This window comes from Nocardia caishijiensis NBRC 108228 (assembly GCF_001612825.1).
Taxonomy (GTDB): domain Bacteria; phylum Actinomycetota; class Actinomycetes; order Mycobacteriales; family Mycobacteriaceae; genus Nocardia; species Nocardia caishijiensis.
Genome location: NZ_BDBE01000047.1, coordinates 15,051 through 38,622, shown reverse-complemented (window position 1 = coordinate 38,622; position 23,572 = coordinate 15,051). Strand labels below are relative to the sequence as shown.

At 68.2% G+C, this 23,572-nt stretch carries 24 protein-coding genes; 11 read left to right on the top strand and 13 right to left on the bottom strand.

Features of this window, described 5'->3' with window-relative positions; genetic code table 11:
• Nucleotides 1-3: 3 nt before the first annotated feature.
• On the bottom strand, nucleotides 4-1,167 hold the full coding sequence (gene hsaA, locus NC7_RS25210) for a 3-hydroxy-9,10-secoandrosta-1,3,5(10)-triene-9,17-dione monooxygenase oxygenase subunit (RefSeq protein WP_067987433.1): 1,164 nt from the start codon (nucleotides 1,165-1,167) through the stop codon (nucleotides 4-6).
• A 161-nt stretch (nucleotides 1,168-1,328) separates the two neighbouring features.
• Here hsaA and NC7_RS25205 point away from each other — a divergent pair, with 161 nt between their 5' ends.
• Entirely contained in the window at nucleotides 1,329-2,498 is a 1,170-nt protein-coding gene (locus NC7_RS25205; RefSeq protein ID WP_067987431.1) for a 3-ketosteroid-9-alpha-monooxygenase, oxygenase component, read from the top strand.
• 1 nt (nucleotide 2,499) lies between these two features.
• On the top strand, nucleotides 2,500-2,832 hold the full coding sequence (locus NC7_RS25200) for a hypothetical protein (RefSeq protein ID WP_067987428.1): 333 nt from the start codon (nucleotides 2,500-2,502) through the stop codon (nucleotides 2,830-2,832).
• 2 nt (nucleotides 2,833-2,834) lie between these two features.
• Here the strand turns inward: NC7_RS25200 and NC7_RS25195 are convergent, their stop codons facing one another.
• From NC7_RS25195 to NC7_RS25160, 8 genes are all read right to left on the bottom strand, one after another.
• A complete protein-coding gene (locus tag NC7_RS25195) occupies nucleotides 2,835-4,079 on the bottom strand; it encodes an MFS transporter (protein ID WP_067987425.1) in 1,245 nt (414 codons plus the stop codon).
• Nucleotides 4,080-4,095: 16 nt separating this feature from the next.
• Nucleotides 4,096-4,548: a MarR family winged helix-turn-helix transcriptional regulator gene (locus NC7_RS25190; RefSeq protein WP_067987422.1), complete on the bottom strand. Its 453-nt coding sequence runs from the start codon at nucleotides 4,546-4,548 to the stop codon at nucleotides 4,096-4,098.
• A 114-nt stretch (nucleotides 4,549-4,662) separates the two neighbouring features.
• Nucleotides 4,663-5,697, bottom strand: a complete 1,035-nt coding sequence (locus NC7_RS25185) for an acyl-CoA dehydrogenase family protein (RefSeq protein ID WP_067987419.1) — start codon at nucleotides 5,695-5,697, stop codon at nucleotides 4,663-4,665.
• Nucleotides 5,698-5,722: 25 nt separating this feature from the next.
• Entirely contained in the window at nucleotides 5,723-6,847 is a 1,125-nt protein-coding gene (locus NC7_RS25180; protein WP_067987417.1) for an acyl-CoA dehydrogenase family protein, read from the bottom strand.
• Nucleotides 6,848-7,019: 172 nt separating this feature from the next.
• Entirely contained in the window at nucleotides 7,020-7,217 is a 198-nt protein-coding gene (locus NC7_RS25175) for a hypothetical protein (protein WP_067987414.1), read from the bottom strand.
• Entirely contained in the window at nucleotides 7,214-8,356 is a 1,143-nt protein-coding gene (locus NC7_RS25170; RefSeq protein WP_067987411.1) for an acyl-CoA dehydrogenase family protein, read from the bottom strand. The genes NC7_RS25175 and NC7_RS25170 overlap by 4 nt, the downstream gene beginning before the upstream one ends.
• On the bottom strand, nucleotides 8,357-9,220 hold the full coding sequence (locus tag NC7_RS25165) for an enoyl-CoA hydratase (RefSeq protein ID WP_067987409.1): 864 nt from the start codon (nucleotides 9,218-9,220) through the stop codon (nucleotides 8,357-8,359).
• Nucleotides 9,217-10,767, bottom strand: coding sequence for a FadD3 family acyl-CoA ligase (locus NC7_RS25160; RefSeq protein ID WP_067987519.1), 1,551 nt, complete (start codon nucleotides 10,765-10,767; stop codon nucleotides 9,217-9,219). Before NC7_RS25160 ends, NC7_RS25165 begins: the two co-directional genes overlap by 4 nt.
• Nucleotides 10,768-10,847: 80 nt before the next feature.
• Here NC7_RS25160 and NC7_RS25155 point away from each other — a divergent pair, with 80 nt between their 5' ends.
• The 7 genes from NC7_RS25155 (at nucleotide 10,848) to NC7_RS25125 (ending at nucleotide 18,094) form a co-directional block, all read left to right on the top strand.
• Nucleotides 10,848-12,026 (top strand): acyl-CoA dehydrogenase family protein, encoded by a 1,179-nt coding sequence (locus NC7_RS25155; RefSeq protein WP_067987406.1) that lies wholly within the window; start codon nucleotides 10,848-10,850, stop codon nucleotides 12,024-12,026.
• Nucleotides 12,023-12,820 carry an SDR family oxidoreductase gene (locus NC7_RS25150; protein ID WP_067987402.1) on the top strand — a complete coding sequence of 266 codons (798 nt, stop codon included), beginning with the start codon at nucleotides 12,023-12,025 and terminating at the stop codon, nucleotides 12,818-12,820. Before NC7_RS25155 ends, NC7_RS25150 begins: the two co-directional genes overlap by 4 nt.
• Nucleotides 12,821-12,866: 46 nt before the next feature.
• Complete coding sequence (locus tag NC7_RS25145; RefSeq protein WP_067987398.1) at nucleotides 12,867-13,478, top strand: TetR/AcrR family transcriptional regulator; 612 nt, start codon at nucleotides 12,867-12,869, stop codon at nucleotides 13,476-13,478.
• 45 nt (nucleotides 13,479-13,523) lie between these two features.
• Nucleotides 13,524-14,684: an acetyl-CoA C-acetyltransferase gene (locus NC7_RS25140; RefSeq protein WP_067987517.1), complete on the top strand. Its 1,161-nt coding sequence runs from the start codon at nucleotides 13,524-13,526 to the stop codon at nucleotides 14,682-14,684.
• A gap of 210 nt (nucleotides 14,685-14,894) precedes the next feature.
• A complete protein-coding gene (locus tag NC7_RS29365; protein WP_157102170.1) occupies nucleotides 14,895-15,554 on the top strand; it encodes a hypothetical protein in 660 nt (219 codons plus the stop codon).
• A gap of 76 nt (nucleotides 15,555-15,630) precedes the next feature.
• Nucleotides 15,631-17,592 carry a molybdopterin-containing oxidoreductase family protein gene (locus NC7_RS25130; protein ID WP_067987392.1) on the top strand — a complete coding sequence of 654 codons (1,962 nt, stop codon included), beginning with the start codon at nucleotides 15,631-15,633 and terminating at the stop codon, nucleotides 17,590-17,592.
• A 40-nt stretch (nucleotides 17,593-17,632) separates the two neighbouring features.
• Entirely contained in the window at nucleotides 17,633-18,094 is a 462-nt protein-coding gene (locus NC7_RS25125) for a hypothetical protein (protein ID WP_067987389.1), read from the top strand.
• A 144-nt stretch (nucleotides 18,095-18,238) separates the two neighbouring features.
• Here the strand turns inward: NC7_RS25125 and NC7_RS25120 are convergent, their stop codons facing one another.
• From NC7_RS25120 to NC7_RS25105, 4 genes are read right to left on the bottom strand one after another with little or no spacing between them, the layout of a single operon-like run.
• Nucleotides 18,239-19,321 (bottom strand): NAD(P)H-dependent flavin oxidoreductase, encoded by a 1,083-nt coding sequence (locus NC7_RS25120; RefSeq protein WP_067987386.1) that lies wholly within the window; start codon nucleotides 19,319-19,321, stop codon nucleotides 18,239-18,241.
• Complete coding sequence (locus tag NC7_RS25115; RefSeq protein WP_067987383.1) at nucleotides 19,318-20,085, bottom strand: CoA-transferase subunit beta; 768 nt, start codon at nucleotides 20,083-20,085, stop codon at nucleotides 19,318-19,320. Before NC7_RS25115 ends, NC7_RS25120 begins: the two co-directional genes overlap by 4 nt.
• The gene (locus NC7_RS25110; RefSeq protein WP_067987381.1) at nucleotides 20,082-20,960 is read right to left on the bottom strand and encodes a CoA transferase subunit A; all 879 of its coding nucleotides are present in this window, start codon (nucleotides 20,958-20,960) and stop codon (nucleotides 20,082-20,084) included. The genes NC7_RS25115 and NC7_RS25110 overlap by 4 nt, the downstream gene beginning before the upstream one ends.
• Before the next feature lie 8 nt (nucleotides 20,961-20,968).
• Entirely contained in the window at nucleotides 20,969-21,733 is a 765-nt protein-coding gene (locus tag NC7_RS25105) for an enoyl-CoA hydratase family protein (RefSeq protein WP_067987378.1), read from the bottom strand.
• A 72-nt stretch (nucleotides 21,734-21,805) separates the two neighbouring features.
• Here NC7_RS25105 and NC7_RS25100 point away from each other — a divergent pair, with 72 nt between their 5' ends.
• Together NC7_RS25100 and NC7_RS25095 are read left to right on the top strand one after the other, a co-directional pair.
• The gene (locus tag NC7_RS25100) at nucleotides 21,806-22,573 is read left to right on the top strand and encodes an SDR family oxidoreductase (protein WP_373861276.1); all 768 of its coding nucleotides are present in this window, start codon (nucleotides 21,806-21,808) and stop codon (nucleotides 22,571-22,573) included.
• Nucleotides 22,574-22,585: 12 nt separating this feature from the next.
• The gene (locus NC7_RS25095) at nucleotides 22,586-23,497 is read left to right on the top strand and encodes an SDR family oxidoreductase (RefSeq protein ID WP_067987376.1); all 912 of its coding nucleotides are present in this window, start codon (nucleotides 22,586-22,588) and stop codon (nucleotides 23,495-23,497) included.
• Nucleotides 23,498-23,572 lie beyond the last annotated feature (75 nt).

Below are 23,572 nucleotides of genomic sequence, written 5' to 3'. Positions count from 1 at the left end.
CGGCTACACCATGGCGTCGGTGACGGGCAGCCCGAACTCGTGCGTGCCGTACATGACGTAGGCGCGCTCGGGATCGTTGGCCGCGTGTACTCGTCCGGCATGCGCGTCACGCCAGAAGCGCTGCAGCGGAGTGCCGTTGGCCAGCGCGGTGGCGCCGGAGGATTCGAAGAGCTTGTCGATCGAGGCGATCACCCGGCCGGTGGCGCGCACCTGGTCGCGCCTGGCCCGCACGCGCAGGTCGAACGGCACTTCCTCGCCCGCGACCAACAGCGCGTACTCCTCGGCCACATTGCCCGAGAGCTGCCGCCAGGCGGCATCGATATCGCTGGCGGCCTCGGCGACACGCACCTTGGCGAACGGGTCGTCCTTGGCGTTCTCACCCGCGTAGGCCGCGCGCACACGCTTGCCCTGATGCTCGACGTGCGCCTCGTAGGCGCCGTAGCCCATGCCGACGATCGGGGTGGAGATGGTGGTGGGATGGATTGTGCCCCACGGCATCTTGTACACCGGATCGGGATTCTGCGCGAGACCGGGCGAGCGGCCCTCGCTCATCGCGCGGAAGCTGAGGAAGCGGTGCGTCGGCACGAAGACGTCCTCCACCACAACGGTATTGGAACCGGTGCCGCGCAGGCCGACCACATTCCAAACGTCGTCGATGCGGTACTCGGAGCGCGGAATCAGGAAGCTGCCGAAGTCGACCGGCTTGCCGTTCTTGATGACGGGTCCGCCGAGCACTGCCCAGGTCGCGTGATCGGAGCCCGATGACCACGCCCACGACCCGCGCACGATGTACCCGCCGTCGACCGCCTGGCCCACGCCCATGGGGGCGTACGACGAGGAGATCCGCACGTCGGTGTCCTCACCCCACACCTCTTCCTGTGCGGCCTGGTCGAACAGTGCGAGGTGCCAGTTGTGCACGCCGATGATGCCCGCCACCCAGCCCGTCGACCCGCAGGCACTGGCGATGCGGCGCACGGAGTCGTAGAAGACCACCGGGTCGGCGGCATGCCCGCCCCACTGCTTGGGCTGCAACAGCCGGAAGAACCCGGTCTCCTGCAGTGCCTTCATGGATTCGTCGGGTATGCGGCGCAGGTCCTCGGCCTCCTGCGCGCGTTCGCGCAGCGTCGGCAGCAGCGCCTCGACCCGTTCGGTCACTTCTTGCGTCATTTCGCCAGCCCGTTCCTGCCCTGTCGGAATCGACAACGTGTTCTCGTTCGTCTCTGAGATTAGAACAGGTTCCCATTCCTGTCGAGAAGGGAATAACGCGGACAGCTGGCGTGAAGCAGCCGTATTTTGTAACGTGTTCTAGTGAAGAAGGAGGGTTCGGGATGGCAGTCAACCCCAAGGTGAGAGAACTCGATGTCGGTACCACGCCGACCAGGTTCGCGCGCGGCTGGCACTGCGTCGGTCTCGCGAAGACGTTCCGCGACGGCAAACCGCACGCGGTCGAGATCTTCGGAACCAAACTCGTGATCTGGGCAGATACGTCCGACCAGCTGCGGGTGCTCGACGCCTACTGCAGGCATATGGGCGGCGACCTGAGCATGGGGTCGGTGAAGGGCGACGACATCGCCTGCCCGTTCCACGACTGGCGCTGGGGAGCGAGCGGCAAGTGCACCGCGATTCCCTACGCCCGGCGCGTGCCGCCGCTGGCGCGCACCCGCAAGTGGACGACGCTGGAACGCAACGGTCAGCTGTTCGTCTGGCACGACCACGAGGGCAACGAACCGCCGCCCGAGGTCACGATCCCGCACATCGAGGGCGTGTACACCGACGCCGACGGCAAGCCGAGCGAGACCCACGACAGCGGCTGGACCGACTGGACCTGGAACTCGCTGCTGATCGAGGGCGCCAACTGCCGCGAGATCATCGACAACGTCGTCGACATGGCGCACTTCTTCTACATCCACTACGCCTTCCCGACGTACTTCAAGAACGTCTTCGAAGGGCATGTGGCGACCCAGTTCCTGGAGACCAAGGGCCGCCCGGATGTCGGCATGGCGGCAAAGCACGGCGGGGAGACGCTGCTCAAGTCGGAGGCGTCGTACTTCGGCCCGTCCTACATGATCAATCCGCTGATCAACATCTACAGCGGGTACGAGATGAAGGTCGTGCTGATCAACTGCCACTACCCGGTGAGCCAGGACTCGTTCGTGCTGCAGTGGGGTCTGACCGTCGAGAAGCCCAAGGGCATCGACGACGCGACCGCAACCAAGCTGGCACAGACGATGACCACCTTCTTCGGCGACGGCTTCCTGCAGGACGTCGAGATCTGGAAGCACAAGTCCAAGGTCGAGAATCCGCTGCTGTGCGAAGAGGACGGGCCGGTCTATCAGCTGCGTCGCTGGTACGACCAGTTCTATGTCGACGCCGCGGAGGTCACCGAGAAGATGACCCAGCGTTTCGAGTTCGAGGTCGACACGACCAAGGCGAACGAGGCGTGGGAGGCCGAGGTCGCCGAGAACCTGCGGCGCAAGGCCGAGGAAGCGGGCGTGTGACATGGCCGCCAGCTGGGCCAAGGCACCGGACTTCGCCGATCAGCCCGCCCGCCGGGCGGCGGTGCGCGCCCAGACCGCCCTCGACCAGCAGCGCTATCTCGACGAAGGTCTGACACCACTTCGGTGTCAGACCTGCCGCACCGAGGTGCTGGTGCGCAAGTACAGCGCGCACCAGACTTCGGTGCAGTGGACCGAGCGGCCCGAGACCCGCTGCCCGGTCTTCGCCGAACTCAGCGCCGGGGGCGTTCGGCCAGGGAGGCCGGAATCGTGCCCGTCGCTGGAGAAGTCGATCAAGTGGGCGATCGATGAGGGCGTGCTCGAGGTTCCCGAATAACGTCAGTCGCCGACGGTGAGTGCCTGGGCTTCCTCGATGCTGTGCGGCGCGGGGTCGTGGTCGTCGAGGTGAGCCAGGGCGCCGCGCCCGAGAAGTAGAACGCCCACCCCGGCGACGGTGCACGCCGCGCCGAGCCAGAACGGCAGGGACACGCTGTGCTCGCCGAGCTTGCCCGCCACCCAGGGCGCGGCCGCGCCACCGGCGAACCGGACGAAGCTGTAGGCCGCCGACGCGGTGGACCGCTCGACCGGCGCGGAGATCATCACTGCCTCGGTGATGAGGGTGTTGTTCACACCGAGGAACAGCCCGGCGACCACGACCCCGACGATCAGCACGATCTTGTGCTCGGCGAGCAGCGCCATGACCGCGAGGTCGGCGGCGAACAGGCCGAGGGACAGCCCCATCATCGGCAGTGTGCCGAAGCGCGCCTGCAGTTTCGGGGCGAGGAACACCGAGGCCACCGCGAGCATCACGCCCCACCCGAAGAAGATGAAACCGATCGCGTAGGTGCCCATGTCGAGGGGGAACGGGGTGTAGGCGAGCAGAGTGAAGAAGCCGAAGTTGTAGAGCAACGCGGTGATGCTGACGGTGAGCAGCCCGCGGTGCCGCAATGCCTTGAACGGCGCGCTGATCGAGGTGGGGGTCGCGGGCTTCGGCAGTTCCGGCAGCAGCACGACGATCGCGACGAAGGCGACGGCCATCAGCACGGACACGCCGAAGAACGGTCCGCGCCAGCTGATTCCACCGAGCACCCCACCGAGCAGCGGTCCGGTCGCGATGCCGATTCCGAGGGCCGCCTCGTAGAGGATGATCGCCTTGGCGACGCCGCCCGTGGCCGCACCGACGATGGTCGCCAGCGCGGTCGCGATGAACAGGGCGTTGCCGAGACCCCACCCGGCACGGAAGCCGATGATCTCGCCGATGGTGCTCGACATGCCTGCCAGCGCGGCGAACACGATGATGATCGCCAGGCCCGACAGCAGGGTCTTCTTGGCACCGAAGCGACTGGAGATGACACCGGTGACCAGCATGGCGACGCCGGTGACGGCCATATAGCTGGTGAACAGCAGCGAGACCTGCGAGGGGCTGGCGTGCAGCTGTTCGCCGATGGGTTTGAGGATGGGATCGACGAGGCCGATGCCCATGAACGCGATGACGCTGGCGAAGGCGACGGCCCAGACGGCTTTCGGCTGGCCGGTCGGAGTCACCGCGGCGGCGTCGTCGCGAGTCAACTGAGAGGTGCTCATGAGCGCTCCTGTTGCTTCACTGATGACCGCGGGCAACCGCGCGCAAGGCTGTCAGCAGGTCGTTCATGTCGGTATCCAGGCGGATCAGCCGATCGAGATCGAAGTCGGCGAGTCCGGGCGCCAAGGCGGCCGCGTAGGCACGTCTGGCGCGGGTGAGGCGGGTCCGGCCCGCCGGGGTGAGTTCGACGCGTACCGCTCGCGAGTCCTGCGGGTCCTTGGTTCGGGTGGCGAATCCGTCGGTGACGAGCCGTCCGAGCAGCGCCGTTGCCGCCGGTTGTGAGCATCGATCGATGCGGGCGAACTCGCTGACCCGCAGGCCGTCGTGCTCGTCGAGCACGGCGAGGGCGCGCAGCATCGCGCGGGGCAGGTCGTCGGAGCTGACCGCCCCGGCGAGCCGGGTGAGCCGACCGGCAGTGACCAACAGGTCGACCACGATGTCGTCTGGTGATGGCTGCTCGTTCTGCTGCACGAGAAATATTATTGCATAAGCTAACTATCTATATCGACTGCTGGTGCTGCGTTCTGTGCCACAACGCACGAAACCCCAGCTCCAGGGGTCGGAACTGGGGTTTCGGGAGCTCGGTTACGCGGCGATCGGACGGCGGGCGGTCCCGAACAGTTGCGCGGTGGCGTGTGCCCGCTTGAAGTACAGGTGGGCGTCGTGTTCCCAGGTGATGGCGATACCGCCGTGCAACTGGATGGTCTCGGCGGCCACCGCGTTGAACGCCTCGGTGCAGTAGGCGCGGGCCACCCACACGTCCTCGGCGGCCGAATCGCTGCCCGCCGCCAGCGAGTGGGCGGCCAGCAGCGCGGCCGACTCCGCCGATTCGACGAGTACGTACATGTCGGCCATCCGGTGCTTGAGCGCCTGGAAGCTGCCGATCGGCCTGCCGAACTGCACGCGCGCGCCCGTGTATTCGACCGTCATCTCGAGGCAGCGCCGCGCCGCGCCGACCTGCTCGGCGGCCAGCGCCGCCCACGCGACATCACGCAACCGTGCGCCGGGGTCGCCGATCCTGGTCGCGGGGGTTTCCGCGAAGGTGATGCTCGCGAGGGAGCGGGTGGGATCGAGTCCCGGTGTCGGCGTCACAGTGACACCTGGTGCGGTAGAGGAGGTTTCGAAAAGGCCGCGTTCGGTGAGTACGAGAAGGACATCGGCCTGGGCGCCATTCAGCACGTACTGTGCTGTCCCGGTGAGGGTTTCGCCGTCGGAGCGAACGCCGAACGACTCCCAGCCGTCGGCATCGGCCCAGCACAGCGCCGCCGTGCGCGACCCGTCGGCCAGATCGGGCAGCAGCCGCGCACACGCCTCCTCGTTCCCGGCCAGCAGGATGGCCTGGACGCCGAGCACGGCCGACCCGAGCATCGGCACCCCACTCAGGACACGACCCAATTCGCCCACCACCATGAGGGATTCGACCAGGGTCGCGCCGACACCACCCCATTCCTCCGGCACCGCCAACGCGGCGACCCCCACCTGATCGCACAGCATCCGCCACAGCTTCTCGTCGTATCCGAGGTCGGTCTGCATGGCCGCACGCAGCGCCTCGGGGGTGGCATGTTTCGTCAGCAGTGCACGCACCGACGAGCGGAATTCGAGCAGTTCATTCGATGACATGGGATTCCTTGGCGAAGTCGACATCTCAGCTCGCCGCCGTAGCGCGCAGGGCAGTGGCGATCCGGGCGCGGTGGAAGTCGGCGGTGCCCCAGGCAGTGCGCAGGGCTGCGACTTTGGTGAGCCACAGCGACAGGTCGCACTCGGCGGTATAGCCGATGGCGCCGTGCACTTGCAGACCTACCCGCGAGGAGCGGTGGGCGGCGTCGCCGCAGGCCACGAGCGCCGCCGAGACATCGCGGGCGCGATCGGGGGAGTCGAGGGTGAGTGCGGCGCGGTACAGCAGTGGCTCGGCGAGATCCAGTGCGATCCGCACATCCGCGAGCTGCTGCTTCACGGCCTGGAATTCGCCGATCGCGCGACCGAACTGCTTGCGCTGCTTGGCATAGGCGGTGGTCTGGTCGAGGATCGCGCGTCCCGCGCCGAGCAGTTGCGCGGCGCAGGCGAGCACGCCCACGTCGAACGCGAAGTCGATGGCATCGCCGCCCTCGGCTACCACTTCATCGGCACACACCGGGAAGAGCTTGCGGGCCGGATCAATCGACGCGATCGCCCCGGTGCTGTCGAACCTGCCTGTGCCACCCGCCCCGGCGGTGGTGCCGGACTGGGTCGGTTCAGTGCGGGCCGCGACCGAATCGACATCGGGCGAACCACTTTCCGCTGGTACGTCGTCCCCCGCGACAGGGTGTCCCTGATCCGGTCGACCTGTGGCGAGCTGACCACCGGCGACAAGCACGAAGTCGGCCGCATCCGCGTCGAGCGCGACGGTTCGTCCGGGGTGCTCGAACGCGATGGTGCCGAGCAGTTCGCCACTCGCCACCCCCGACAACCAGTGTTCGGCGACACCCGGGAGTCGTTGCAGCAGAGCCGGAATCACGGCGGCCGATTCGATCACCGGCCCGGGCGCAGCCGCGCGCCCAAGCTCGATCAGCGCCACGACCAGATCGACCGGCGTCGCCTCGGCACCACCGTGATCTTCGTCCACGATCAACCCGAATACGCCCATGTCCGCGACCTGCCGCAACAACGAACGACCGGGCGCGGTGTCACCCGACGACCACGCACGCACGGCGGCGGGCACCTGCCCCGCATCGAGGATCTTGCGCAGCTCCGCGGCGAAGTCGAGCTGTTCGGTACTGAGGGCGAATCTCATCGCACACCTCCTGTTGTCGGGCGGTCGATTCGACTCGCAGTGCCGCCTCGGCCCGACATCGGAACGCGTGGCCTTGCGGCCGCGGACTGGTCCATGCGGGTTGCCTCGCGCGGGTCGGCGGTGAAGTCGGATGGTCGGCTACTGAGGGCGAGTCTCATCGCATACGCCCTGTTCACGGGTGGTCGATTCGACGCGCATAGTCTGCGGGCTCAGTGGTCGCGGCGGAGGCCAGGTCGACGTCGAGTACGTGCCGGTCGGTGGAAGAGCCGGTCTGTGTCCGAGCGTGCGGCAGGTCGATCGCGCAGCCGTCGCGCTCGGCGCGGACCTCACTTGTGCGCCGCTCGAGATAGAGCAGGAAGCGGGCGTTCATCGCTTGCTCTCTCTCGGCAGGCCGAGCAGGCGTTCGGCGATGATGTTGCGCTGGATCTCGTTGGTACCGGCGTAGATCGGGCCCGCGAGCGAGAACAGATAGCCGTCGGTCCAGGTGCTGCGCTGCTCGGCGGCCGCGCCAAGCAGGTCGAGACCTGTTTCGTGCATGGCGATATCGAGTTCGGACCAGAACACCTTGGTGATCGAGGACTCCGCACCGAGCTGGCCGCCGTCCTGCAACCGGGTCACCGTGCCGAACGTGTGCAACCGGTACGCCTCGGCGCCGAGCCAGGCGTCGACCACCGAGTTTCGCGCGGCGGTGTCGGCGGGATCGGCGGTCCGCGACCACAGGTCGATCAGGCGCTCGGCGGTGGCGCTGAACCGACCGGGGCTGCGCAGCGAGAGCCCGCGTTCATTGCTCGAGGTCGCCATCGCGACGCGCCAGCCCTCATTGGGAGCGCCGATCACGTCGTGGTCGGGGACGAAGACATCGTCGAGGAAGATCTCGGCGAAGCCGGGTTCACCATCGAGCTGGGGGATGGGCCGCACGCTCACACCCTCGGCGGTCAGCGGGAACATCACATAGGTCAACCCATGATGCCGCTGCGCCTCGGGATCGCTGCGGAACAGGCCGAAGGCCCAGTCCGCATAGGAAGCACGGGAACTCCACGTCTTCTGGCCGTTGAGCACCCAGCCACCCTCGGTGCGCCGGGCGGTCGAGCGCAGACCCGCCAGATCGCTACCCGCCTCGGGCTCCGACCAGGCCTGGGCCCAGATGTCCTCGCCGCGAGCCATTCGCGGCAGGATTCGTGCCAGCTGTTCCTCGGTGCCGTGTTCGAACAGGGTCGGTGCCAGCAGGAAGATGCCGTTCTGCGCCACCCGGCCGGGCGCGCCCGCCGCGTAGTACTCCTGCTCGAAGAGCACCCATTCGAGAATGGACGCATCGCGTCCGCCGTATTCGCGCGGCCACGACACCGCCGAGAGCCGCGCGTCGGCCAGTGTCGCCTCCCATTCCCGATGGGCGGCGAAGCCCTCCTCGGTGTCCATGGACGGCAACGGTTCGCGCGGCACATGAGTGGCGAGGAATTCGCGCACCTCGAGCTGGAACCGTGCGGCTACCTCGTCGATCTCGAGATCCATCTACTTCGACCCGTTCTGTTCGGTCGCGGCGCCCTTCATCGTCTTGGCGTTCATCCCGCCCAGCGAATCGGCGCCGACCTCGGCATTGTGCGCGTGCGCGAAATGATGCAGGCCGAAGACCGAGTCCATGCCGGCACGCATACCCATCAGATCCTCGGCCTGGTTGACGGCCTTCTTGGTGAGTGCGAGCCCGAATTGCGGCATGGTGGCGATCTTCTCGGCGAGCGCGATGGTCTCACCTTCCAGGTCGTCACGCGGCACGACCCGGTTCACCATGCCCCACTCCTTGGCCTGCGAGGCCCCGAACCGGTCACCGGTGAACAGGAACTCCTTGGCCGCGCGCGGGCCCATCACCCACGGGTGCGCGAAGTACTCCACGCCCGGAATGCCCATGCGGACAACCGGATCGGAGAAGAAGGCGTCGTCGGAGCAGACGATCAGATCGCACACCCAGGCCAGCATCAGCCCACCGGCGATGCAGGCGCCCTGCACCATCGCGATGGTCGGCTTGGGGATCTCGCGCCAGCGGCGGCACATCCCGAGATACACCTCGGTCTCCCGGGCGAACCGCTGGTCGCCACCGGCCCGGTCGACGTGGTCCCACCACAGCGCGGCTTTGTTCTCGTAGCGCACATCGTGATCGCGCCCAGGTGTGCCGATGTCGTGCCCGGCGCTGAAGTGTTTCCCGTTGCCCGCCAGCACGATCACCTTCACCTCGGCATCCTCGACCGCGCGCACGAACGCGGCGTCGAGGGCGTAGGTCATCTTCGAGTTCTGCGCGTTGCGGAAATCGGGCCGGTTCATGGTGATGACGGCGACCGGTCCGCGCACCTCATAGGTGACGACCTCGGTTTCGGAACTCACGACTTCTCCTCACGTAGCTCGCGCTTGAGCACCTTGCCCGCCGCGCTGTAGGGCAGCCGGTCGCGGAACTCGACGAACCGGGGCACTTTGAAATTCGCCAGATGGGCGGTGGCATGGGCGATCACGTCGTCGGTGGTCAGGTCCGCGCCCGGCTTCGCGACGACGAAGGCCTTGCCGACCTCGCCCATCCGCTCGTCGGGCACCCCGATCACGGCCGACTCGGCGACACCGTCGAGGCGGGCCAGGGTCTGCTCGATCTCGGCCGGGTAGACGTTGAAACCGCCGGTGATGTACATGTCCTTGAGCCGGTCGGTGATCTTCAGATAACCGCGTTCGTCGACCACGCCGATGTCGCCGGTGTGCAGCCAACCCTCGGCGTCGATCGCCTCGGCGGTGGCTTCGGGATCGTCGAGGTAGCCGAGCATCACATTGGGTCCGCGCAGCAGCACTTCGCCGTTGTCGGCCAGGCGCAGTTCGAAACCGGCGATGGGTTTGCCGCAGGTGTTGGCGATGGTCTTCGCGTCGTCCTCGGGGTCGCACATGGTGCCGAAACCCGCGGTCTCGGACAGGCCGTAGGCGGTGATGACGACCTCGAAGGCGAGATCGTCGCGCATCCGCTCGATCAGCACCACCGGCACGGTCGCCGCGCCGGTCACCGCGACCCGCAGCGAGGACAGCTCCCGGCCGGTGCGGTCGGGATGATCGAGGATGGTCTGGTAGATCGTCGGCGGGCCGGTGAGCACCGTGATCCGCTCGGACTCGACCAGGCGCAGCGCGGCCGGGACATCGAAGGTCGCCTGCGGGACGATCGTGGCCCCGGTGACCAGGCAGGCGAGGATGCCCGCCTTGTATCCGAAGTTGTGGAAGAACGGCGGGATCACCAGGTAGCGGTCACCCGCACGCACGGTCGAGCAGGCGCACCAGGCGCGCACCACGTCGAGGGCCTGCCGGTGGGCGACCAGGGTGCCCTTGCTGCGGCCGGTCGTTCCCGAGGTGAAGAGGATGTCGGCGATGTCGTCGGGGGAGACTTGTACGGCCCGCGCCTCGCCGTCGGCCTCGGTCACCTGCTCCGCCTCGGCGAGGAAGTCCGCCCAGGTGAGAGCGCTCGTCGGAGTGGACGCACCCGGCTCGACCGGGATGACGACGACCGTGCCGATGCCCGAATCCGGTGCTTCGGCGAGCAGTTCGGTGACCCGGTCGCGACCGAGGAACGGCCCGGCGACGAACAGCGCCTTCGCGTCGACCCGGCTCAGCACATCGATCGCCTCGGCCGCCACGTAGCGGGTGTTCAGCGGGACGAGTGCGGCGCCTGCGGAATGGGCGGCCAGGGCGGCGACCACCCAGTGATGGGTGTTCGGCGCCCACATGGCGACCCGGTCACCGGGTGCGATGCCGCGGGCGATGAGCGCGCGTGCCGCGATCCGCACCTGGTCGAGCAGTTCGGCCCACGTCAGGCGGGTGTCGCCGTCGACGATGGCAGGCTCGTGCGGAAACGCCTCGGCGGTCTGGCGCAGCGCCTGCGGGGTGGTCTGTGCAGCGGGTGTCACGGGGTCCTCACCGTTGTGCGGTTCGCTGTTCTTCACGAAGCAGCGGACAAAGCAAGTGCTTGGTAGGTTACTCTACCGGGGTGGGCGTGATCCAGACCGCAGATTCAGTTACCTCCGACGCGGAGTTCCGCGCGGAGATCCGGGAGTGGCTTGCCGAAAACCTCGCGGGCGAGTTCGCCGACCTGCGCGGAACCGGTGGACCGGGCCGCGAACACGAGCACTTCGAGCGACGGCTGGCCTGGGATCGTCATCTCGCCGCCGCTGGCTGGACGTGTCTCGGTTGGCCGACGGAGTACGGGGGCCGTGACGAGAGCGTCGCCCGCCAGGTGATCTTCCACGAGGAGTACGCCAAGGCCGACGCGCCCGCGCGGGTCTCGCACGTGGGCGAGGAGCTGCTCGGGCCGACCGTGCTGGCCTACGGCACCGAGGAGCAGAAGCAGCGCTTCCTGCCCGGCGTTCGTTCGGTGGGCGAGCTGTGGTGTCAGGGTTACTCGGAGCCGGGCGCCGGTTCGGACCTGGCCGCCGTGTCGACCACCGCGCGCCTCGACGGCGACCAGTGGGTGATCAACGGTCAGAAGATCTGGACATCACTGGCCCACGTGGCCGACTGGTGTTTCGTGATCGCCCGCACCGAACGTGGGTCGACCCGGCACCACGGCCTGTCCTACCTGCTCGTCCCGATGAATCAGCCGGGCATAACCGTCCGCCCGATCCAGCAGCTCACCGGCACCTCGGAATTCAACGAGGTGTACTTCGACGACGCCCGCACCGACGCCGACCTGGTGGTCGGGGCGCCCGGCGACGGCTGGCGAATCGCCATGGGCACCTTGACCTTCGAGCGTGGCATCTCCACCCTCGGCCAGCAGATCCGCTTCGCCCGCGAACTCACCGACATCGAGGACCTCGCCCGGCGCACCGGCGCTGCCGACGACCCGCTGATCGCCGCGCGTTCCGACCGCGCGTGGATCGGCCTGCGGGTGCTGCGCGCGCACGCCTTGCGAACCATGAGCGACGAGAACGACGCGGGCGGCGCCTCGGTGTCGAAGTTGTTGTGGGCCAACTGGCATCGCGATCTGGGCGAGCTGGCCATGGCGGTGCGGGGCGCCGCCGGTCTGGTGATCCCCGACGACGACATGACCGCCTGGCAACGGCTGTACCTGTTCAGCCGTGCCGACACCATCTACGGAGGTTCGAACGAAGTGCAGCGCAACATCATCGCCGAGCGGGTGCTCGGTCTGCCGCGCGAGGCTCGACCGTGACCGGCCCGCTCGCCACCCCGCCCGCGCCCGTCCCCGGCCACGGTCTGCTCACCGGCCGCAAGGGTGTGGTCACCGCCGCCGCCGGTACCGGCATCGGCTCGGCCACCGCCCGCAGGCTGCTGTCCGAGGGTGCCGACGTGGTCGTCTCCGATTGGCACGAGCGGAGATTGGGTGAGACAGCCGAACTGCTGGCCAAGGAATTCCCGGAGCGAACCGTCGGTGCCGTGGTGTGCGACGTGCGCGAGACCGCCCAGGTGAATCAGCTGCTCACCGCCGCTGCCGCCGAACTCGGGCGCATCGACATCATGATCAACAACGCCGGTCTCGGCGGCGAGACGCCCGTGGTCGACATGACCGACGAGCAGTGGGACCAGGTGCTCGACATCACCCTCACCGGCACCTTCCGCTGCACTCGCGCGGCGCTCGGCTACTTCCGCGACGCGGGGCACGGCGGCGTGATCGTCAACAATGCCAGCGTGCTCGGCTGGCGAGCCCAGCACGGGCAGGCGCACTACGCGGCCGCCAAGGCGGGTGTGATGGCGCTGACCCGGTGCAGCGCGATCGAAGCCGCCGAATTCGGCGTGCGGATCAACGCCGTCGCGCCGAGCATCGCGCGTCACCCGTTCCTGGACAAGGTGAGCTCCACCGAACTGCTCGACAACCTCAGCGAGCGTGAGGCTTTCGGGCGCGCGGCCGAGCCGTGGGAGGTCGCGGCGACGATCGCCATGTTGGCCAGCGACTACACCTCGTACCTGACCGGCGAGGTGGTTTCGGTGAGTAGTCAGCGCGCATGACACCGAGCAGCGTGCCAAGCAAATGCTTGGTTGTACGATGTCAAGGGTGACCGCTCCCGATACCGTGAAACGCACCCGCCGCGACGAACTGCTCGCCCTCGCCGCCGACCTGTTCGCCGAACGTGGCCTGCGCGCCACCACGGTGCGCGACATCGCCGATTCGGCGGGCATCCTCTCGGGCAGTCTCTACCACCATTTCGATTCCAAGGAATCGATGGTCGACGAGATCCTGCGCGGCTTCCTCGACGACCTGTTCGGCCGCTACCGCGAGATCGCCGCGGCCGGGCTCAGTTCACGGGCCACCCTCGAGGCCCTGGTCCTGGCCTCCTACGAGGCGTTCGACCGCCACCACGCCGCCGTCGCGATCTACCAGGCCGAGGCCAAGAACCTGCGTGACGTGGAACGTTTCGGCTACATCCGGGACTTCAACACCGAGTTCCGCGACCTGTGGCACCAGGTGCTCACCGCCGGTGTCGCCGACGGCAGCTTCCGCCCCGAACTCGACGTGGAACTGGCCTTCCGCTTCCTGCGCGACACCGTGTGGGTCGCGGTCCGCTGGTACACCCCCGGCGGTCCCATCACCGTGAAAAACCTTGCCTCGCAATATCTGACCATCGTGCTCGACGGGCTCACCGTGCCCGCGAGCGACGCGCATTAGGAGTTCCCCATGACCGCACCCGCCGAGCGCCGCCCCTACACCCCGTTGCGGGAGGCCTATGTGATCGACGCGGTGCGGACCGCCGTCGGCAAGCGTGGCGGCGCGCTGGCAGGTGTCCACCCGGCCGACCTCGGCGCGGCCGCCCTGCGCGGACTCGTCGAGCGCACGGGCATCGACCCGGCTGTTGTCGACGATGTGATCGTCGGCTGTGTCGACAACATCGGCCCGCAGGCGGGCAATATCGGGCGCACGATGTGGCTCACCGCCGGTTTCCCCGAGGAAGTTCCCGGCGTCACCGTCGACCGGCAGTGCGGTTCCAGCCAGCAGGCCATCAACTTCGGCGCCCAGGCCATCATGAGCGGCACCGCCGAGGTGATCGTCGCGGGCGGCGTACAGAACATGAGCGCCATCCCGATCTCGGCGGCCATGCTCGCGGGCAAGGAGTACGGTTTCGATTCGCCCTTCGTCGGCGCCACCGGGTGGGATCAGCGCTACGGCACCGGCGAGGTCTCCCAGTTCCGCGGTGCCGAACTGATCGCCGAGAAGTGGGGCATCACCCGCGAGGACATGGAGCAGTGGGCGCTGCGCAGCCACCAGCGGGCGCGCGCGGCGATCGCCGAGGGGCGCTTCGAGGCCGAGATCGTGCCGGTAGGTGACTTCGCCGTCGACCAGGGTCCGCGCGAGACCAGCCTCGAGAAGATGGCCACGCTGCAACCACTGAGTGAGGGCAGCCCGCTCACCGCCGCGGTGGCCAGTCAGATCTCCGACGGAGCGAGTGCGACGCTGCTGGCGTCCGAATGGGCCGTCAAGGAGTACGGGCTCACCCCGCGGGCCCGCATCCACCACGTCAGCGCGCGTGGCGCCGACCCGATCTTCATGCTGAGCGCGCCCATCCCGGCCACCCAGTGGGCGCTGGACAAGACCGGGCTCACCATCGACGACATCGACGTCATCGAGATCAACGAGGCTTTCGCGCCGGTGGTGTTGGCCTGGATCAAGGAGATCGGCGCCGATCCCGCGAAGGTCAACGTCAACGGCGGTGCCATCGCGCTCGGGCATCCGCTCGGCGCCACCGGTGCGAAACTGTTCGCGACCCTGCTGCACGAACTCGAGCGCGTCAACGGCCGCTACGGTCTGCTCACCATCTGTGAGGGCGGCGGCACGGCCAACGTCACCATCATCGAAAGGCTCGGCGCGATCGCGTAATTCGACGCCAGGCCGAGGACGGCCCGGTACCGGACACTCCGGTACCGGGCCGTCGTGCGTCGGCGGACTTGCGGACGATCGATCGGTCGCAGAGACTGAACGGTTGCTCAACCCGGCGCCGCAAATAACACGAGGGCGCAATGGGTAAGCCATGTGCTGAAGCGGCGCCGGTCAGGTGCTGCTCGTCGAAAAAGGGAACAGGAATTTCGAATGGGTTACCCACAACCGCCCAACCCGTATCAAGGTCGGCCAGGTCAGCCGATGCAGCCTGGTCAGCCGTATCCGGGCCAGCCGATGCCGGGGCAGCCCTATCCGCAGGGCCAACCGATGCCGGGCCAGCCCTACCAGCAGGGTCAGTATCCACAGGGTCAGCCGTACGGTGCGCCCGGAGGTTACGGACAGCCGCCGCGTCAGTCGGGCGGTGGCGGCGGCAAGATCGTCCTCGTCCTCGGTGGCCTGGTTGTGCTGATCGCGGCGGCGGTCGGCGCGTTCTACCTGTTCGGCAGCGGCGGGGGTGGACTCGGCGGTGGCGGTTACGACACCCCGCGAGCGGCGGCGCAGGCCTGGGTCGACAAGGACGGTGAGCTCGAGGATCTGGTGTGCGCCTCCGATCGCGACGAGATCGCGAAGTACGAGAAGCAGGCCGCGCCGACCGGGGTGCCGTCGGGCGGCGGGTCGGTCCCGAACGTGACGACCACCTTGAAGAGCGTGGACGTCGCGTCCGGCAGCAAGTCCGGCACCTTCACCACCGCGATGAGCATGTCGATCCTCGGTCAGAGCACCACCTCCACCGCGACCTACAAGCTGGTCGAAGAGGACGGCGGCTGGCGGGTGTGCGGCATCCTGAACCCGACCATCGAAACGGAGTGAGTTCGGCGGGTCGGTCCGCAGGGGCCGACCCGCGCACCCTGTCGAGGCATCGGTGAACGGGCCTACGATAGGAACGGTGAAGGTGCTGGGTGCGTGTCCGCTCGACTGTCCTGATGCCTGCTCGTGGGTGGTGACGGTGCAGGACGGCGTCGCCACCGGCCTGCGCGGCAACAAGGAACACCCGGTCACGCGCGGTGCGCTGTGCGTGAAGGTGAACCGCTACCTGGAACAGGTCGATTCGCCGGATCGGCTCAGGTACCCGCTGCGCCGGGTCGGGCCGAAGGGCTCCGGCCGCTTCGAGCGGATCGGTTGGGACACCGCGCTCGACGAGATCGCCACCCGGCTCACCGACATCATCGACGAGTTCGGCGCCGAGGCGATCTGGCCGTTCCACGGCACCGGCAGCCTCGGTTACCTCCAGGGCCTCGAGGGGTATCCCGGTCGCCGCATGTTCAACGTGCTCGGTGCCTCCCACCATGCGGCGACGATCTGTTCGGTCGCGGGCAGCGCGGGGCTGAACTACACCCTCGGCACCTCCGGCGGCATGGACCCGGAGGACTTCGCGAAATCGAAGCTGATCCTGCTGTGGGGCACCAACCCGCTCACCTCCGGCCACCACCTGTGGAAGTTCGTGCAGGACAGCGGCGCCCACCTGGTCGCGATCGACCCGGTGCGCACCAAGACCGCCGAACGCTGCGACGAACACCTCGCACCCCTGCCCGGCACCGATGCCGCCCTGGCACTCGGCCTGCTGCACGTGGTCGTCTCGATGGGTGCCGAGGACACGGAGTTCATCGCCGAGCACACCGAGGGCTGGCCCGAATTCCGTGAGCACGTCATGGAATTCACCCCGGACCGGGTGGCCGCGATCACCGGCCTCGAGCGCGAACAGATCGTCGCACTCGGTGAACGGATCGCGCGTACCAGGCCGACCGCGATCCGCGCCTCCCAGGGCATGCAGCGGCACGCCGGTGGCGGGATGGCGCTGCGGGTGCTCGGGTGCCTACCCGGCGTCACCGGCGACTGGGCGATTCCTGGTGGCGGCCTACACTATTCGACCAGCGGACACTTCGACCTCGACCTGCCCGCCCTGGTTCGCGACGACCTGCTGCCGCACCCGGTGCGCACCTTGTCGATGACCAGGCTCGGTGAGGCCCTGCTCGAGGTCGCCGATCCGCCCGTGCGGGCGCTGTTCGTGATCGGCGCGAATCCGGTCGGCTCCAATCCGGACCAGCGCCGGGTGATCGAAGGCCTGTCGCGCGAGGACCTGTTCACCGTGGTACTCGAGCACTTCGCCACCGATACGGTCGATTACGCCGACATCGTGCTCCCCGCGACCATGCAGCCCGAGCACCTCGACGTGATCGCGGGTTACGGCCACCTGTACCTGGTCTGGAACGAGCCAGCTGTCGAGGCGCCGGGCGAATGTCTGTCCACCACAGAGACTTTCCGCCGACTGTCCCGCCGCCTCGGACTCACCGAACCGGCGCTGTACGAATCGGACGAGGAACTGGCCCGTCAGCTGCTGAAGGGTCACGATCTCGACCGGTTGCGCGCCGACGGTTTCTTGAAGGTGCGGCCGGGACCCGTCCCCGCAGGGAAGCTCCAGTTCGTCTCTCCGCGAGCACAATTCGCGGGACACGACCTGCTGCCCACCTACACCCCACCCGCCGACCCCGGCGACGGACTCGTGCTGATCTCCGCCGCCTCGCACCACTTCCTGAACACCACCTTCGGTGCCAACCCCGAATTGCGCCGTCGCGCAGGCGAAAACCGCATCACCCTGCACCCCGATGATGCCGCCGCGCGCGGAATCGTCGACGGCGCCCCGGTGTCGGTCGTCAACGGTCGCGGTTCCTTCGAGGCGATCGCCGAGGTGTCCGACCGTGTCAGACCCGGCGTAGCGGGTACCACGAAGGGACGCTGGGCCAAGAATTCCGGCGGGGCGACCGTCAACGCCACGATCGCCGAGCGCGACGCCGACTACGGCGGCGGCGCGGTGTTCCACGACAACCGGGTGGAGGTGGTACCCCGCTGACACGACTCGCACGCGATCATCGAACGAAAGGCACGCAGTGATGTGGAAGTACACCGGCCGCGCGACGATCGTCGCGGCGGCAACCGCAGGACTCCTACTCGGCGCGACGACCCCCGCCTCGGCCATGACGTCGTTCAAGCCCACCTACACCCTCGCCACCGGCTGGACCTGCGCCGGGCAGATCGACGCGACGGCACTGTCCGGCCAGGGCATCATCCGCTCCGGCGAGGCCGAGATGCGACTGCGCGGCACCTTTTGGAGTCCGGCCCCCGGTTCACATCAGAGCGGCTGCACGGTCACGACGACGGTCGAGTGGCGCAACCTCGACACCGGCGCGGCCGGTTCGGCGGCGACCGTGGTGGCAGGCGGCCCGGTGGGGCAGCAGGGCCCTGAGGTCGGCGTGACGCTCGTGACGGGCGCCGGTCGCATCGAGGCGACGATCCGCACCACGCCACTGGCCCACCTGCCGAGCACCGGTGAATTCGCCGTCTCCGAATTCTGAATCCGAAACACCGAACCGGATGCGCGCCTTGTGAGTACCGCATCCGGTTCGGTGTTCGTTCGCCCTGTCGACGGGAGGCTCAGACCCGTCGGGCGGCACCCTCGGCGTACCGTGTGCGGGGTTCGCCGAGGATGGGTCTCGAGGTCAGCTCTGCTCGGTGACCGGCGCGTCGACCAGCGTGCCGACAGCCGCGATGCGCGTGAGCGCGTCGGTGACGATGCCGTCGATCAGTTCGGCGACCGTCGGCAGGCTGTCGATGATGCCGGTGACCTGACCCGCGGGCAGCACGCCCGCGTCGGTACGGCCCTCGACGAGTCCGGCCTTGGTCAGCATCGCCGAGTTGGCCGCCATCACGACCTGCGACCAGCTGAGGTCCTTGGTCTTGCGCATGGCGAGACCGTCGCGCATCAATGTCGACCACTTCATCCCGGTCATGCTCTTGAACTTGGCCGCGTTGCCGACGGCCGCCGAGAGCCCACGCCAGCCACCCGAATGTTCCAGGCGCTCCACGAGTTCGGTGTTGAGCATGCGGTGCGGCATCCCGTCGACCTTCACCGACACCACGGTGTCGCCGAGCCCGCGCGCCAGGTACTCCTGTTTCACGGCGTCGGGGACGGTGCTCTCCTGAGTGAGCAGGAACCGGGTGCCCATGGCCACACCGGCGGCACCGTAGGACAACGCGGCCGCGAGCCCACGCCCGTCGAAGAAGCCACCCGCCGCGACGACGGGGATGTCGACGGCGTCGAGGACGGAGGGCAGCAGCAGGGTGGTGGCCACCGGACCGGTGTGCCCGCCGCCCTCACCGCCCTGGACGATCACCGCGTCCGCGCCCCACGAGGCCACCTTCACCGCGTGCTTGGCGGCACCGATCGACGGAATCACCACCACGCCCGCGTCTTTGAGCCGGGCGATCAGTTCCTTCTTCGGAGCCAGCGCGAACGAGGCGACTCGCACCTGCTCACGGATGAGCAGTTCGATGCGCTCGGGCGCGTCGGTGGCGTCGGCGCGGATGTTCACCCCGAACGGCTTGTCGGTCAGCGACTTCGTCTTGGCGACAGCCGCTTCCAGCTCCTCGAACGTCATCGTCGCCGAGGCGAGAATGCCGAGCCCGCCCGCGTTCGCGGTGGCGGCGACCAGTCGCGGCCCGGCCACCCAGCCCATCCCCGTCTGCACGACGGGATGCTCGATACCGACCAGCTCGGTCAGCGGGGTACGCAGACGGCTCATGCGGCCACTTCCTTCTCGCGGAAACCCTTGGGATCGAGCACGGTCCGGATGATCCGCAGCTCCTCCTCGGTGGGCAGCCGGGTTTCGTCCGCGTCGGCCAGTCCCGCGATCTCGAAGGAGGTGTTCTCGGCGACTTCCTCGGCCGTCACACCCGGGTGCAGCGACAGCGCCCGCATGGTGTGCTCGGGGCCACCGAAATCGAAGACGCCGAGGTTGGACACCACCCGGTGCACGTGATGGAAGCGGAAGGCGGGGTTGGCCGGGTCGATCTTGTCGTAGCCGACGCCGCTCACGATATCGACCTGCTCGCAGAACACCCGCGTGTTGTGCTTGGGCACGAAATAGCTGGTCGCGTGGTTGATCGTGTTGCCGGGCGCCCCACGCACACCGAACATCTGCCTGCGCGGCTGCTGCAACGGCCCGAACGCCGAGAGGTTCTGGTTGCCGAAACGGTCGAGCTGATTGGCGCCCATCACCACGTGCCGTCGGCCCGAGGCGACCACGTCGAACACCTTGGAGAACGGGATCCAGCCCTCCACCGGGGCTTTCGCGCCGATCGCCGGCACCTCGGCGAAGAACAGCGCCTCACCGTCGGACAGCAGCAGGTCGGGTTCGAAGGTGAGCCTGGCCAGTCGCGCGCCGATGGTGGTGATCGTCGACATCGGGCTGGCCATGATCTCGCCCGCGCCACGGAAGATCTCCGCCGCCGCGACTACACACACCTCCGCACGCGTGATCTGACCGGTCGCCGGTACTGCGTTCATCGCTGCTCCTCCGCGAAAGCCTTGACGGCGGACTGGTATTCGTCTTCGGACACGTCGAGATAGCGCGCCCTGAACTCGGCCCACGACTCCGGCGACTGCGCGGCCGCCACATAGTGCTTCTGGAACTTCTCGTCGCGTCCGTAACTGCCCGAGAAGGTGAAGTGCGCGCCGCCGGGTGACTCGACCACGCCGTCGACCATCATCCGATTGAGGATCAGCGCCTGCGACGGAACGGCTTTCACCAGTTCGTCGGTGTCGACGAGGCGATCCACCGAGACGTAGCGCCGCTCGGCCGCCAGGCAGTAGAGGTCGTCGAAGTACGGATCGACACCGGTGTAGGCGGCGTTGCCGTGCTTGTCGCCCAGGTCCAGATGCACCAGTGCCGCATCGAGATCCAGCGCGGGCATGGCGATCAGCGTCTCGGTCCGGCCGTCGGCGTGCGGATACGGCGAGACGACGGTTTTCAGCTCACCCTCCCAGAACTCCGGCACCGCCGAACCGAGCCCGGCCCGGATCGGCAGGAACGGCAACCGGGCGGCGGCGGCCTGCAACCCGCACTTCACCATGCCCTCGTCCATCTCGCGCACCGTGATCGCACCCTCGGTGCGCGCCTTGGCGAACCACGGGTCGTAGAACGGAGCCGAGTCGAGCGAGACGAAACCGTAGTAGGCCTTGCGCACCTTGCCCGCCGAACACAGCAGGCCGAGGTCCGGCCCGCCGTAGGTCACCACCGTCAGGTCGGTGACCGTGGAGCGAAGCAGCGCACGCACCAGCGCCATCGGCTTACGCCGCGATCCCCAGCCGCCGAGGCCGATCGTCATGCCGCTGCGCAGCTCGCCGACCACCTCGTCGAGCGTCATTCTCTTGTCGCGCATAGCTTTTCCTAGTTCCCCTTCTTCTGCGCGGCGAGGTCGTCGTCGAAACGCGCTCTGATCTCATCGGCCACCCCGGCCAGGTTGAGCTCCATCGTGAAGCCCTGCTCGTAGCGATAGGAGCGGTGTACGTCCTGCACGTCGATGCCGTTGAGCGCCCGCTTCGCGGCGCGGATCACCCGGCCGTCCTTGTTCGCGATGTTCTTCGCGACCTCCATGGCCGCGGCGTCGAGTTCGGCACGCGGCACGACCTTGTACACCGACCCGTAGTGGTGTAACTGCTGAGCGGTGAGCTTGCCCGCGGTGTAGAACATGGTCCGCATCAGGTGCTGGGGGACCAGCCGCGCCAAGTGGGTCGCGGCGCCGAGCGCACCGCGGTCCACCTCCGGCAGGCCGAAGGTGGCGTCGTCGGAAGCCACGATGACGTCGGAGTTGCCGACCAGGCCGATCCCGCCGCCGAGACAGAACCCGTTGACGGCGGTGACCACCGGTACCTCGCAGTCGTACACGGCGGCGAAGGCGTCGAAACATCCATGGTTCGCGCGGATCAGCGCGGTGTGCCCGGAGTCGGCGTTCATCTCCTTGATGTCGACACCGGCGTTGAAGCCGCGACCCTCCGCCCGCAGCACGACCACGCGGGTGCCCGGATCGCGTCCGGCGGCGCGCACGGCCTCGGCCAGGGCGAACCAGCCGTCCGACGGCAGCGCGTTGACCGGCGGATAGTCGACCGTGACGACCTCCACCCCCTCGGTTTCGGTATGCCGGTCGATTCCCATGGCAACTGTCCTATCGGTGCGTGCCCGGGCGAACCCGAGACAAAGCAAGCAATTGCTTGGTAGGTTAACACGGTGGCGATAGAAATCGACCTTTCCGGCCAGATCGTTCTGGTGACCGGCGGTGTCCGTGGCGTCGGCGCTGGCATCACCCGCGCCTTTCTCGCGGCGGGCGCGCGCGTGCTCACTTGCGCGCGCAGGCCCGCCGACACCCCGATCGACGGCACCGAGCACTACTCCTGCGATGTGCGCGACGACAGCGCGGTCGCCGCCATGTTCGACGAGATCCTCACCGCGCACGGGCGGCTCGACCATGTCGTCAACAATGCGGGCGGGGCGCCCTTCGCCCTGGCCGACGCGGCGAGCCCGCGCTTCCACACCAAGATCATCGAGCTGAATCTGCTCGCCCCCCTCGTCATCGCGCAGCAGGCGAATGCGGTGATGCAGAAGCAGGATTCGGGCGGTTCTATCGTGATGGTCTCGAGCGTCAGCGGGCACCGGCCCTCGCCCGGCACCGCCGCCTACGGCGCGGCCAAGGCCGGACTGGACAACCTCACCACCTCACTCGCGGTGGAATGGGCGCCGAAGGTCCGCCTCAATTCCGTGGTGGTCGGACCGGTGGAAACCGAACTGAGCCACCTGCACTACGGCGACGCCGACGGTGTCGCCGCCGTCGGCGCGACCATCCCGCTCGGCCGCCTCGCCGCCCCCGCCGACGTCGGCAATGCCGCCCTCTTCCTCGCCTCCCCGCTGGCCGCCTACGTCAGCGGCGCGAGCCTGTTGGTGCACGGCGCGGGGGAGCGGCCCGCCTTTCTCGATGCCGCGAATACGAACCACGGATAACTAGGAGTTTCGATGGACCAGCAGTTGATCTGCGCCGACCGCACGGTGATCGTCACGGGTGCGGGTCGTGGGATCGGGCGCGCGCACGCGCTCGCCTTCGCCGCGGCAGGTGCGCGCGTCGTCGTCAACGACGTTGGCACCGCGCTCGACGGCGCACCCACCTCGGAGACACCCGCGCAGCAGGTCGTCGACGAGGTCGTCGCCGCCGGTGGGCAGGCGGTCGCCAATTACGACGACGTGGCCGACTGGGAAGGCGCGCGTCGGCTCGTCCGCCAGGCTGTCGACACCTTCGGCGGGCTCGACGTGCTGGTCAACAACGCCGGTTTCGTGCGTGACCGGATGCTGGTGAACCTGGGCGAGGACGAGTGGGACGCGGTGATCCGCGTGCACCTCAAGGGGCATTTCGCCACCATGCGGCATGCCGCCGAATACTGGCGAGGTGAGTCCAAGGCGGGGCGCGCGGTCGACGCGCGCGTCATCAACACCAGCTCCGGCGCCGGTCTGCAGGGCAGCGTCGGCCAGGGCAACTACGGCGCGGCCAAGGCGGGCATCGCGGGGCTCACGCTCACCGCGGCGGCGGAGTTCGGCCGCTACGGCGTCACCGTCAACGCCATCGCCCCCGCGGCCCGCACCCGGATGACCGAAACCGTCTTCGCCGACACCATGGCCGCACCCGATTCCGGCTTCGACGCCATGGATCCAGCGAACATCTCGCCGCTGGTCGTCTGGCTCGGCAGCAGCGAGTCCGCCGGGGTGACCGGGCGGATGTTCGAGGTTGAGGGCGGCAAGGTCGCGCTGGCCGAAGGTTGGCGCCACGGCATCGCGGTCGATCGCGGTGCGCGCTGGGATCCGGCCAAGCTCGGTCCGGTGGTGGCTCAGCTGATCGAGAAGGGTGCCGAACCGGAGCCGGTTTACGGTGCATAGCTAACTTCGCGAGAGGACACTGAGCAAAGCCGCCGGGCCAGCGGTTTTGCCTTGTCATCGGCGTCCAGGGGGCTG

Coding starts and splice junctions, on each gene's coding strand:
- hsaA (WP_067987433.1), bottom strand. CDS start 1,167: ATGACGCAAGAAGTGACCGAACGGGTCGAGGCGCTGCTGCCGACGCTG.
- NC7_RS25205 (WP_067987431.1), top strand. CDS start 1,329: ATGGCAGTCAACCCCAAGGTGAGAGAACTCGATGTCGGTACCACGCCG.
- NC7_RS25200 (WP_067987428.1), top strand. CDS start 2,500: ATGGCCGCCAGCTGGGCCAAGGCACCGGACTTCGCCGATCAGCCCGCC.
- NC7_RS25195 (WP_067987425.1), bottom strand. CDS start 4,079: ATGAGCACCTCTCAGTTGACTCGCGACGACGCCGCCGCGGTGACTCCG.
- NC7_RS25185 (WP_067987419.1), bottom strand. CDS start 5,697: ATGTCATCGAATGAACTGCTCGAATTCCGCTCGTCGGTGCGTGCACTG.
- NC7_RS25180 (WP_067987417.1), bottom strand. CDS start 6,847: ATGAGATTCGCCCTCAGTACCGAACAGCTCGACTTCGCCGCGGAGCTG.
- NC7_RS25175 (WP_067987414.1), bottom strand. CDS start 7,217: ATGAACGCCCGCTTCCTGCTCTATCTCGAGCGGCGCACAAGTGAGGTC.
- NC7_RS25170 (WP_067987411.1), bottom strand. CDS start 8,356: ATGGATCTCGAGATCGACGAGGTAGCCGCACGGTTCCAGCTCGAGGTG.
- NC7_RS29365 (WP_157102170.1), top strand. CDS start 14,895: ATGGGTTACCCACAACCGCCCAACCCGTATCAAGGTCGGCCAGGTCAG.
- NC7_RS25125 (WP_067987389.1), top strand. CDS start 17,633: ATGTGGAAGTACACCGGCCGCGCGACGATCGTCGCGGCGGCAACCGCA.
- NC7_RS25120 (WP_067987386.1), bottom strand. CDS start 19,321: ATGAGCCGTCTGCGTACCCCGCTGACCGAGCTGGTCGGTATCGAGCAT.
- NC7_RS25115 (WP_067987383.1), bottom strand. CDS start 20,085: ATGAACGCAGTACCGGCGACCGGTCAGATCACGCGTGCGGAGGTGTGT.
- NC7_RS25110 (WP_067987381.1), bottom strand. CDS start 20,960: ATGCGCGACAAGAGAATGACGCTCGACGAGGTGGTCGGCGAGCTGCGC.
- NC7_RS25105 (WP_067987378.1), bottom strand. CDS start 21,733: ATGGGAATCGACCGGCATACCGAAACCGAGGGGGTGGAGGTCGTCACG.
- NC7_RS25095 (WP_067987376.1), top strand. CDS start 22,586: ATGGACCAGCAGTTGATCTGCGCCGACCGCACGGTGATCGTCACGGGT.